Annotated in this window: 2 protein-coding genes; both read left to right on the top strand. The window is 37.8% G+C overall.

Annotated elements, in window-relative coordinates:
* The first annotated feature begins 3 nt into the window (after positions 1-3).
* Positions 4-1917 carry an OmpA family protein gene (locus IFB02_RS01300; RefSeq protein ID WP_223878862.1) on the top strand — a complete coding sequence of 638 codons (1914 nt, stop codon included), beginning with the start codon at positions 4-6 and terminating at the stop codon, positions 1915-1917.
* A gap of 462 nt (positions 1918-2379) precedes the next feature.
* Positions 2380-14526 (top strand): T9SS type B sorting domain-containing protein, encoded by a 12147-nt coding sequence (locus IFB02_RS01295; protein ID WP_165569179.1) that lies wholly within the window; start codon positions 2380-2382, stop codon positions 14524-14526.
* Positions 14527-14528 lie beyond the last annotated feature (2 nt).

The raw sequence follows: 14528 nt of genomic DNA, 5'->3' as shown, positions 1-14528 counted from the left end.
ATTATGAAAAGATTATATATATTATTTCCACTTTTATTAGTGTTTATATACAATACAAGTTTTGCTCAAGAAGGTATTTCTGCTAAAACAGAAAAGAAATACGAAAAATTATCATATGTAGAAACTACTAAAGAATTACTAAAATTAGTAGAAGACGGTAATCGTACACCAGAAGTCTTAAAAACACTTGCAAACGCATATTATTTTAACGTAAAAATGGAAGATGCGTCAAAATGGTACGGAGAATTATTTGCATTAAAAGATATTGTTGTAGAATACGAATATTATTACCGTTACGCCATGTCATTAAAAGCAATTGGCGATTACCAAAATGCAAATAAATACATGAAAAAATTTGCAGTATTAAAACCAGAAGATTCTAGAGCGATTTTATTTTCAAAATCACCAAATTATTTAGAAACAATAGAAGCATTATCTGGAGATTTCGAACTTGAAAATTTAGAGGTTAATTCTAGGTTTTCAGATTTTGGTACTTCGTTTTATAAAAACGGTATTGTATTCGCATCATCAAGAGGCGATGGTAAATTGTATAAATGGAATGAACAACCTTTTCTAGATTTATTTTATATCGAAAAAGATTCAACTAAACCTGTAAAACTTTCAGAAGAAATAAATACAAAATTCCATGAGTCTTCAACAACATTCTCAAAAGATGGGAATGTAATGTATTTTACCAGAAATAATTACTTTAAAGGAAAAGTTAGAAAAAGTGATGAAAAAGTTAATGGTCTAAAAATATATAAAGCACATTTAGTAGATGGAAAATGGACAAATATAGAAAGTTTACCATTTAATAATGATGATTATAATGTAGCTCATCCTGCATTAAACCTAGACGAAACAAAATTATATTTTGCTAGTGATATGCCTGGAACTTTCGGTAAATCGGATTTGTTTTATGTAGATATTCATGAAGATGGTACCTACGGTGATCCAGTTAACTTAGGAGATAAAGTTAATACAGAAGGAAGAGAAAACTTCCCGTACATAAGTAACAATGGTACTTTGTATTTTTCTTCAGATGGACATCAAGGATTAGGCGGATTAGATATTTTTATGACCAAATTAGATCAAGCAAATATATCTGTCACAAACTTAGGTAAGCCTATTAACAGTTCTAGAGACGATTTTGAATTTATAGTAGACGAGTTTTCTAATCAAGGTTACTTAACATCTAATAGATATAATGGTAAAGGAGACGACGATATCTATAAGTTTAATAGACAATTTTGTACCCAATTTATATCAGGAACAACAGTAGATAAAACTACCAATACAATTATTCCATACGCAAGTGTTGTTATATTAAATAGTAAAGGCGTAGAAGTTCAAAACTTAACCTCCGATCAAAATGGTGTTTTTAGTTACGAAGGAAGTTGTAAAAAACAAACCTATAAAATTATTGCATCTAAAGATAATTTTATACAATCTGAAGAAACCTTTAACGTAGATCCAAATATAGAAGAAGACGTTGTACTTAAATTAAATTTAAAACCTGAAGTAGATCAACCGGTAGCAGTAGGAAAAGATTTATTTACAGAGCTTAAATTAAATCCAATTTATTTTGATTTTGATAAATCCAACATAAGACCAGATGCACAAGTAGAATTACAAAAAGTAATAGATTATCTTCAAAAATATCCAAGTGTTAATATAGATGTACAATCACATACAGATTCTCGTGCATCAGATAGTTATAACATCGCTTTATCTCAAAGAAGAAATGAAGCGACTAAGAATTGGATCATAACAAAAGGTAATATTGATTCTAGCAGAATATCTGGAAGAGGTTATGGTGAAACACAATTAGTAAATAAATGTGCAAATGGAATTGAATGTACAGAAGCGCAACATCAACAAAACAGAAGAAGTATGTTTATTGTTACTAAACGTTAAACAAAATATACAAATTCATTATATTATCAAATTATTATTAAAAGCGGTAAATCTTTGATTTAATGTTAATTAAAGAGGTTAAATAGTATTAAGTTATTAAGAATCAATATAAATAGAAATTTAATCATGTATTTCATCTGATTTTTTATGCGTTTTAACGATAAAAACAAATGATAAAGCAAGTTGTCTTTAAAGCGATTAATTTTTTCGATAACTTTAATATTCCAAATCTTGTAAATGCTATGCAAATTTTGGTCTAATCAAACTAAAATTAATTTATTCGCTTAATGAAAACGATGTGTGTAACATTTTGTTTAACCCTTCTTACATTTAAAATAGATGTAATTAATATGATATAACTATAACACTACAGTTAATAACAATTAACTGTGGTGTTTTTTTATGCACATCATTTCAGGCTGTACATTAATTTTTTTTAGAATAATAACTAATTGTTATCATATGAAAAAAATTACTTTTCCTACTCGATTGAAAAAACTATTGTTTTTTTGCTTATTAATCAGTACAACAAGTTTAACTTTTGCACAAGTTACAGGAACTTGGACTACTTCAGGTCCTTCCGGTGAATGGCAAGCTCAGGCAGGTAATGTATGGGTTAGGGTTATTAATGTTTCTGGAGGTAATTCTATAACCTCTGCAGAAACTATGGGATGTCCTGGAAATTATTCGGATCCTGCTGTAGATTTAAACCCTTCTTTAAGAGCATTAGCTAACACGCCTACTGCAGGGAATTTTACCTTTGGTTTCTTTGATGGTCCAGCATCAACTACACCTGTAGTGATTAATGATCCTATAATACATTTAGACCGTTTAGGAGGTTCATTGGATCCTGATACTGGTGGTCCTCAACCAAATTTATCCAACTCAGTTTTACTAACATTAGTTGGTGGTAATACATTTACTGAGCTATCAGAAAACGGTGTACATTTTGAGGTTTCCTCAAATACGGTTAATAGAACTGTAGGAACTACTTTTACAAGTGGTTCTACAGCTGAATGCGGAACGGCTTCTGGAGCAGGTGCTGGTACAGCAGCAGGAAGTGTTAGAGCAAATGGTACTTTTACAACCATATCTCTAAATACATCGCAAGCTCCAGGAAATCCTCCAGCTTACGATGGTGGAGATGCAATTGAGTTTGTTTTTACAGGTATTAACGTTTTTATTAATGCTGAGCAAGATTCTGGTTATGTTACGGAAGGAATAGGAGGTGTTGCAGTAGCCAATGTATTAGCTAATGATACTTATAATACTTCTGCGCCTACAACAGCAAATGTTAACTTATCAGAAGTAAGTTCATCAAATGCTGGTATTTCTTTAAATACAACAACTGGAGAAATTAATGTTGCTCCAACAGTTCCAGCAGGAATCTATACTTTAGAATATCAAATATGTGAAACAGCGGTTCCAACAAATTGTGATACAGCATTAACTACTATAATTGTAAATCCTGATTCTGACGGTGATGGTTTAGCTGATGATGTAGACTTAGATGATGATAATGATGGAATAACAGATATAGAAGAAGGTTGCTCAACAACAGCAACACTTGTTGCGCCTTCTAACGCTTTAGCAGATGATATGGAGACAGGTTCAGCTTTGTTTCCCTTAGATCCTCCAGGACCAGGTGTATTACCTGCTGGAGGTGTTAATATGACAACAATTGCAGGAGATACATCACCAGGTTCGCCACCAGGCGCAACAGGTAATCAGTGGCAAATTTTCTCTCCACCAGTCGCTTCTGGTAATATAGTAATCCAAGGAGAATCAGTTTCTTTCGCTACACCTTATTTAGATTTAATAGGTGCTGGTTCAAATGAGTTAGAAAGAATTGTAGAATTAGATTTTGGTGATACAGCTGAAAATATTTCTACAATTAATCATACTTATACTTTCGTTGTTGGTATTGCAGGCTTAGCCGATCCGGGAGTTGAAGGAGCTGTAATTTCTTCAGTTCCGCTAACTGTTATTGGTAATGTAGACGTGTTTTCTACAGGAGTATTTTCTTTATTTGATGGAGCAACTCCACCTAATCAAGGAGCTAACGGAACAACGCTCTCTACAAATCCACCAGGTGGAGGTGGAGGACCACCTAATGGCTATACATTCTTTTATGTGCCTAGAAATGTCTCAATTTTTACTTTAGAAACTCTGGGAACAGATCAATATGGATTTATTTTCGGAGCTGTAACTACTAATTGTCTTGATTTCGACGGAGACGGAATTGTTAATAGTTTAGACTCAGACTCAGATAATGATGGAATTTATGATGTAATAGAATCTGGAGGAGCAGATACAAATAATGATGGTTTTGCAGATGATGATGATAATAATGCAGACAATACTGCTTCTAATGGTGTTCCAACATCAGCAGGAGCAGGTAACACACCAACAGAGACAACACCAGGAACTCCAGATTATTTAAATTTAGATTCTGATGGTGATGGCTGTTCAGATGCTAATGAAGCATATAATAATAATACAGTAGATGGAGGAGATACAGGTGTTTACGGTACAGATCCTGCAACTGTTAATCCAGATGGAACAGTAACAACTGCAGCTTATAATACAGGTGCAGTAGCAGCAGTAACAACTCCTGATACAGATTTAGATGGCGATGGCCTTGTAGGTGCATGTGATTTAGACGATGATGGTGATGGTAATCCAAATACAACAGATCCTGTTACAGGCACACCAACAGCAGCACCAGATTCAGATAATGCTACAGCTGGAATTCCAGCAACAATTCAAATATTATCAAACGATGATTATTTAAATGATGGAGATCCTAATAACTTAGGAACAACAACTATAACCGATGCAGGTACAGGTTCTGCATCAGGAACAATATCTTTTGACCCAACAACAGGAGAATTAATTTATACTCCAATTTTTGCTGAAGGAGGTTCAACTGTTACTGTTGATTATACAGTTTGTAACGATGCTTCAGGATCACCAATTTGTTCTACAGAAACAGTAACAATCACAGTAGCATTTGGAGATCAAGATGGAGACGGTATTGCAGACGATTTAGATCAATGTCCAGGATATGATGATACTGAAGATGTAGACGGAGATGGAATTGCAGATGGATGTGATTTAGATGATGATAATGATGGTATAGCAGATACAACAGAGTGTTCTAATCTATTAACTAACTCAGGATTTAATAATTTTACAGGTCTTGCTTTTGGTAATAACATAGGAGTTAACATAGCTCCTTGGGTATTAGGAGGCGGAGATCAAGCAAATGTTGTAAGAGTAGATGGTGCTGGAGGATATGATTATGCAAACGGAGGACCATTTGAAGATGCAAATGATTTAACAGGAGATGGCGACGATCAATTTTATTTAGATATAGTTGGAACTAACGACTTTTATCAAGTTATCAATATTTCAGCGCCAGGTTCAATTTCCTTTGGAGGATATTTTTCTAGTCGTGATGGATTATCAGGAACTGCTCAATTAAGAATGTTCACTGGTAATACTGGAGCAACAGGTACTTTAGTAGCAGATTCAGGAATTATAAATATAGTTCCTTTAGCAGGTGATTCTCAAAATTCACCTTGGGAATTTTATTATGAGCAAGTTTTCTTACCAGCTGGAGTTTATTCTTTCGTGGTTTCAATGGATAATGATGCTAATTTTGATGAAGGATTTGCAATATTCTGTGTAGATTCAGATAACGATGGATTACCAGATAACTTAGATTTAGATTCAGATAATGATGGTATATATGATTCAGTTGAAGCTGGATCTACAGATAATAATTTAGATGGAATTGCAGATGGATTAGATACTGATAATAATGGTATTCCTGATACAGCAGGAGCTGGTGTAATTCCTATTGAAACAACTCCAGGAACTCCAGATTATTTAAATTTAGATTCAGATGGTGATGGCTGTTCTGATGCAAATGAAGCATTTGGAGATCCTAATGCAGATGGTGGTGATGGCGGATCATATGGAACAGGTGAGCCTCAATTGGCTGTTAATCCTAATGGTACAGTGACAAGTGCTGATTATTCTACTGGTACCAACAGTGATGTAGTCACAGTAGGACCAGATCCAGACAGTGATGGTATAGCTAACACCTGTGATTTAGATGATGATGGTGATGGAAACCCAGATGTATTAGATCCAAACCCATTAGTAGCGACCGCATTAGACGATGCAAATACCAGTGATGTAGGCGTAGCAGTAGTCACAAGCGTTTTAGACAATGACGATTACTTAGACAATGCCGATGCAAATAACTTAGGAACAACAACAGTAACAGATTTAGGAACAGGAACAGCAGCAGGCGTAGTAAGTATAGACCCAACAACAGGAGCGATCACTTACACACCAACAGGTGCAGAAGCTGGAACGGATGTTACTATTGTTTATGAGGTATGTAATGACGAGTCAGGTTTACCAATATGTTCACAAGCTACATTAACAATCACAGTATCAGACGCACCAGATGCAGATGGCGATGGTGTAAATGATTATGTAGATTTAGATGACGACAATGATGGAATATTAGACACTGACGAATCAGCCGGTTTACCAGCACCAAGTTTAGATGACGACAATGATGGAATCGCTAACTACGAAGATCCAGACCAACCAGGTTATGTAGATGCTAATGGTGATGGTATAGATGATCAGTATGATGCCGATGGCGATGGTGTACCAAACCACTTAGATTTAGATTCAGACAATGATGGTATATATGATGTTGTAGAAGTAGGCGGTACCGATTCAGATAACGATGGACAAGCTGACGATACAGACGGTAATACTACCAATAACAACGGTGTACCAAGTACAGCAGGTGCAGGAATCACACCAATCAACAGTGATGCAGATGGTATCCCAGATTTCTTAGATACCGATAGTGATAATGATGGATGTAATGATGCAGATGAAGCTTATTCAGATGCAACAGCAGATGCAGACGATAATGGAACATACGGAACAGGAACATTAGTATTAGGAAGTGGAACAAACGCAGACGGAACCGTATCTGCAGCAGATTACAGTGTAGGCACCAACAGTGATGTAGTCACAGTAGGCCCAGATCCAGACAATGATGGTATAGCCAACACTTGTGATTTAGATGATGATGGTGATGGAAACCCAGATGTATTAGATCCAAACCCATTAGTAGCGACCGCATTAGACGATGCAAATACCAGTGATGTAGGCGTAGCAGTAGTCACAAGCGTTTTAGACAATGACGATTACTTAGACAATGCCGATGCAAATAACTTAGGAACAACAACAGTAACAGATTTAGGAACAGGAACAGCAGCAGGCGTAGTAAGTATAGACCCAACAACAGGAGCGATCACTTACACACCAACAGGTGCAGAAGCTGGAACGGATGTTACTATTGTTTATGAGGTATGTAATGACGAGTCAGGTTTACCAATATGTTCACAAGCTACATTAACAATCACAGTATCAGACGCACCAGATGCAGATGGCGATGGTGTAAATGATTATGTAGATTTAGATGACGACAATGATGGAATATTAGACACTGACGAATCAGCCGGTTTACCAGCACCAAGTTTAGATGACGACAATGATGGAATCGCTAACTACGAAGATCCAGACCAACCAGGTTATGTAGATGCTAATGGTGATGGTATAGATGATCAGTATGATGCCGATGGCGATGGTGTACCAAACCACTTAGATTTAGATTCAGACAATGATGGTATATATGATGTTGTAGAAGTAGGCGGTACCGATTCAGATAACGATGGACAAGCTGACGATACAGACGGTAATACTACCAATAACAACGGTGTACCAAGTACAGCAGGTGCAGGAATCACACCAATCAACAGTGATGCAGATGGTATCCCAGATTTCTTAGATACCGATAGTGATAATGATGGATGTAATGATGCAGATGAAGCTTATTCAGATGCAACAGCAGATGCAGACGATAATGGAACATACGGAACAGGAACATTAGTATTAGGAAGTGGAACAAACGCAGACGGAACCGTATCTGCAGCAGATTACAGTGTAGGCACCAACAGTGATGTAGTCACAGTAGGCCCAGATCCAGACAATGATGGTATAGCCAACACTTGTGATTTAGATGATGATGGTGATGGAAACCCAGATGTATTAGATCCAAACCCATTAGTAGCGACCGCATTAGACGATGCAAATACCAGTGATGTAGGCGTAGCAGTAGTCACAAGCGTTTTAGACAATGACGATTACTTAGACAATGCCGATGCAAATAACTTAGGAACAACAACAGTAACAGATTTAGGAACAGGAACAGCAGCAGGCGTAGTAAGTATAGACCCAACAACAGGAGCGATCACTTACACACCAACAGGTGCAGAAGCTGGAACGGATGTTACTATTGTTTATGAGGTATGTAATGACGAGTCAGGTTTACCAATATGTTCACAAGCTACATTAACAATCACAGTATCAGACGCACCAGATGCAGATGGCGATGGTGTAAATGATTATGTAGATTTAGATGACGACAATGATGGAATATTAGACACTGACGAATCAGCCGGTTTACCAGCACCAAGTTTAGATGACGACAATGATGGAATCGCTAACTACGAAGATCCAGACCAACCAGGTTATGTAGATGCTAATGGTGATGGTATAGATGATCAGTATGATGCCGATGGCGATGGTGTACCAAACCACTTAGATTTAGATTCAGACAATGATGGTATATATGATGTTGTAGAAGTAGGCGGTACCGATTCAGATAACGATGGACAAGCTGACGATACAGACGGTAATACTACCAATAACAACGGTGTACCAAGTACAGCAGGTGCAGGAATCACACCAATCAACAGTGATGCAGATGGTATCCCAGATTTCTTAGATACCGATAGTGATAATGATGGATGTAATGATGCAGATGAAGCTTATTCAGATGCAACAGCAGATGCAGACGATAATGGAACATACGGAACAGGAACATTAGTATTAGGAAGTGGAACAAACGCAGACGGAACCGTATCTGCAGCAGATTACAGTGTAGGCACCAACAGTGATGTAGTCACAGTAGGCCCAGATCCAGACAATGATGGTATAGCCAACACTTGTGATTTAGATGATGATGGTGATGGAAACCCAGATGTATTAGATCCAAACCCATTAGTAGCGACCGCATTAGACGATGCAAATACCAGTGATGTAGGCGTAGCAGTAGTCACAAGCGTTTTAGACAATGACGATTACTTAGACAATGCCGATGCAAATAACTTAGGAACAACAACAGTAACAGATTTAGGAACAGGAACAGCAGCAGGCGTAGTAAGTATAGACCCAACAACAGGAGCGATCACTTACACACCAACAGGTGCAGAAGCTGGAACGGATGTTACTATTGTTTATGAGGTATGTAATGACGAGTCAGGTTTACCAATATGTTCACAAGCTACATTAACAATCACAGTATCAGACGCACCAGATGCAGATGGCGATGGTGTAAATGATTATGTAGATTTAGATGACGACAATGATGGAATATTAGACACTGACGAATCAGCCGGTTTACCAGCACCAAGTTTAGATGACGACAATGATGGAATCGCTAACTACGAAGATCCAGACCAACCAGGTTATGTAGATGCCAATGGAGATGGTATAGATGATCAGTATGATGCCGATGGCGATGGTGTACCAAACCACTTAGACTTAGATTCAGACAACGATGGTATATATGATGTTGTAGAAGTAGGCGGTACCGATTCAGATAACGATGGACAAGCTGACGATACAGACGGTAATACTACCAATAACAACGGTGTACCAAACACAGCAAATTCAGGAACAGGATTAACACCAATCAACAGTGATGCAGATGGTATCCCAGATTTCTTAGATACCGATAGTGATGAAGATGGTTGTTCAGATGCAAACGAAGCATTTGGAGATTCGAATGCCGATGGCGGAGATGGCGGACAGTATGGAACAGGCGATCCATTAACAGTAGGATCAGGAGCAATCAACGCAGACGGAACGGTATCCGCAGCAGATTACAGTGTAGGCACCAACAGTGATGTAGTCACAGTAGGCCCAGATCCAGACAGTGATGGTATTGCAAACACATGTGATTTAGACGATGATGGCGATGGTGATCCAGATATAACTGATCCAGATCCTAATGATCCTTGTGTGTACAATGTTTCAACTCAAGTATTAGCAGATGTTGCGACTTCTTGGACGTTATTAGATTGTGACGGCGATGGTACGCCAAATGGTGTAGATCCTAATCCAGAAGATCCGTGTCAAGATGATGGTACAATTGGAGATGAAGATTTAGGAAATCCAATATTTGCAAATGCAGATTGTGATGGAGATGGTGTTACAAATGGAGATGAAATCGATCCAGACGGTAATGGTACTGACGATGGAAACGGAACAGATTGGAACGATCCATGTGATTACAATGAAGCAGATATTACATTAATGCAAGGAGGACCAGTTTGGGATGTAGCAGATTGTGATGGAGATGGAACACCTAACGGAAATGATACAGATCCATTAGATCCTTGTGTGGATACAGATGTAAGTAATGTCGACTTAACAGATACAACTTCAGATTGGGCATTAGCAGATTGTGATGGTGATGGAGTAATCAATATCACAGAAGTAGATCCTGATGGAAATGGAATAGATGATGGTAACGGAACAGACTCTGAAGATCCATGCTCATACGATGCTTCATTACAAGACTATACTATGACAACTAGTACTTATCAAAACTTAGATTGTGATGGTGATGGAGTTACAAATGCAAATGAAATTGATCCAGATGGAAATGGAATAGATGATGGCAATGGAACAGATGCACAAGATCCATGTGATTATAATCCAATTTTAATTACAGAAACACAGACTTCAGCATGGTTAACAGCTGACTGTGATAACGATGGATTAACAAATGGTGAAGAGACAACAGGAGTAGATGATCCATCAACACCAGCAGATCCAAATGGAAACACAACCGATCCATTAGACATAGATACTGATGGCGATGGCGTAACTGATGGGCAAGAAGCATTAGATATGACAGATCCAAACGATCCATGTTCATTAGAACTTACTAGTCAGACAGAGCCAATAGATGCAAGTTGGAATGATTTAGATTGTGATAACGATGGATTAACAAATGCGGAAGAAACAACAGGAGTGGATGATCCAAACACACCAGCAGATCCAAATGGAAACATTACAGATCCATTCGATATTGATACAGATGGAGATGGCGTAACCGATGGACAAGAAGCTTTAGATATGACAGATCCAAACGATCTATGTTCATTAGAAGTTTCAAGTCAAACTGAGCCAGTAGATGCAAGTTGGAATGATTTAGATTGTGATAACGATGGTCTTACAAATGGAGAAGAAACAACAGGAGTAGACGATCCATCAACACCAGCAGATCCAAATGGAAACACAACCGATCCGTTAGACATAGACACTGATGGTGATGGCGTAACCGATGGACAAGAAGCTTTAGATATGACAGATCCAAACGATCCATGTTCATTAGAACTTACAAGTCAAACAGAGCCAGTAGATGTTAGTTGGAATGACTTAGATTGTGATAATGATGGATTAACGAATGCGGAAGAAACAACAGGAGTAGATGATCCATCAACTCCAGCAGATCCAGCAGGAAACATTACAGATCCATTCGATATAGATACAGATGGTGATGGCGTAACCGATGGACAAGAAGCATTAGACATGACAGATCCAAACGATCCATGTTCATTAGAGCTTACAAGTCAAACAGAAACAGTTGATTCATCATGGAACAACTTAGATTGTGATAACGATGGTCTTACAAATGGAGAAGAAACAACAGGAGTAGACGATCCATCAACACCAGCAGATCCAAATGGAAACACAACCGATCCGTTAGACATAGACACTGATGGTGATGGCGTAACCGATGGACAAGAAGCATTAGATATGACAGATCCAAACGATCCATGTTCATTAGAACTTATAAGTCAAACAGAGCCAGTAGATGCAAATTGGAATGACTTAGATTGTGATAACGATGGATTAACAAATGGAGAGGAAACAACAGGAGTAGATGATCCATCAACTCCAGCAGATCCAGCAGGAAACATTACAGATCCATTCGATATTGATACAGATGGTGATGGTGTAACCGATGGACAAGAAGCATTAGATATGACAGATCCAAACGATCCATGTTCATTAGAGCTTACAAGTCAAACAGAACCAGTGGATTCATCATGGAACAACTTAGATTGTGATAACGATGGATTAACAAATGGTGAAGAGACTACAGGAGTAGATGATCCAAATACACCAGCAGATCCAAATGGAAACACAACAGATCCATTAGATAATGATACAGATGGTGATGGCGTAACAGATGGACAAGAAGCAGTTGATGGAACAGATCCAAACGACGGTTGTTCATTAGAACTTACAAGTCAGACTGAACCAGTAGATGCAAATTGGAATGACTTAGATTGTGATAACGATGGATTAACAAATGGAGAGGAAACAACAGGAGTAGATGATCCATCAACTCCAGCAGATCCAGCAGGAAACATTACAGATCCATTCGATATTGATACAGATGGCGATGGAGTAACTGATGGACAAGAAGCATTAGATATGACAGATCCAAATGATCCATGTTCATTCGAGGTTTCAAGTCAAACGGAACCAGCAGATTCTAACTGGAATGATTTAGATTGTGATAATGATGGTCTTACAAATGGAGAAGAGACAACAGGAGTAGACGATCCATCAACACCAGCAGATCCAAATGGAAACACAACAGATCCATTAGATAATGACACTGATGGCGATGGCGTAACCGATGGACAAGAAGCTCTAGATGGAACAGATCCAAACGATGGTTGTTCATTAGAACTTACAAGTCAGACTGAACCAGTAGATGCAAATTGGAATGACTTAGATTGTGATAACGACGGATTAACCAATGGAGAGGAAACAACAGGAGTAGACGATCCATCAACTCCAGCAGATCCAGCAGGAAACATCACAGATCCATTCGATATTGATACAGATGGCGATGGTGTAACCGATGGACAAGAAGCATTAGATATGACAGATCCAAACGATCCATGTTCGTTAGAACTTACAAGTCAAACAGAACCAGTAGATTCTGGATGGAACAACTTAGATTGTGATAACGATGGTCTTACAAATGGTGAAGAATTATCAGGAGTTGACGATCCAAATACACCAGCAGATCCAAATGGAAACACAACAGATCCATTAGATAACGATACAGATGGTGATGGTGTTAACGACGGACAAGAAGCTGTAGATGGAACAGATCCAAACGATCTATGTAGCTACTTAGTTTCAAGTCAAGATATCACCATGGTAGAAACTGTTTGGAATACATCAGACTGTGATGGCGATGGAGTAACTAATGGTCAAGAAATCATTGACGGAACAGATCCATTAGATTCATGTAGTTACGATCCAGCAAACCAAGATATTACAATAGTAACATCTCAATGGTTAGATTCAGATTGTGATGGCGATGGCGTTACAAATGGAGAAGAAGTAGATGATAATACAGATCCATTAGATCCATGTAGCTTCAATGTGAATAGTCAAGATGATACAATGACAAGTGAAGCTTACGATTTACTAGATTGTGACGGCGATGGTGTTATAAACGGAGTAGAAATTGCAGACGGAACAAACCCATTAGATAGTTGTGATTATGTAAGTACAAGTCAAGACTTAGATATTGTAACACCAGAGTGGAATGCAACCGATTGTGATGGTGATGGTGTAATCAATGGACAAGAGATTATTGACGGAACCGATGCACAAGATCCATGTGACTTCTTAACCGAGAGTCAAGACATATCTATCATAACAGATGCTTATGCAAATCTTGATTGTGATGGAGATGGAGTAACAAATGGAGATGAAGCATTAGATGGAACAGATCCAAACGATTTCTGTGACTATATAGCATCAAGTCAAACAGTTTCAACATCAGAAGCATTTGATAATGCAGACTGTGATGGCGATAGTGTAAGTAATGGTCAAGAAGAATTAGATGGAACAGATCCACAAGATCCATGTGATTTTGATTTCAATAGTCAAGACTTAGCATTGGTTAGCGATGCGTGGTTGTTAGAAGATTGTGATGGCGATGGTTTCTTAAATGGTGATGAGCCAGGAGACGAGAATGATAATGATATTCCAGATTATTTAGAAGTTAACAACGGTGATCCAAACTCACCAGATAACTTAGACATCTTTGATATCATGACACCAAACGGAGATGGATTAAATGATGTATTTGTGATAAGAGGCTTAGAGCAATATCCAAACAATACATTAAAGATTTACAACAGATGGGGCGTAAAAGTTTACGAAGTAGACGGTTATGGTCAAGACGGTAAATTCTTCAGAGGTGTATCAGAAGGTCGTGTTACAATTAACAAAGACGAGAAGTTACCAGTAGGAACATATTACTATGTATTAGAGTATGTAAACGATTCAGGTAAACGTGTATCAAAAGCAGGACCATTATATATTAATAGAAAATAAAA

The sequence above is a fragment of the Mesoflavibacter profundi genome (genome assembly GCF_014764305.1).
In the GTDB taxonomy this organism is placed as follows: Bacteria; Bacteroidota; Bacteroidia; order Flavobacteriales; family Flavobacteriaceae; genus Mesoflavibacter; species Mesoflavibacter profundi.
This window is presented reverse-complemented; position numbering and strand designations above follow the sequence as displayed.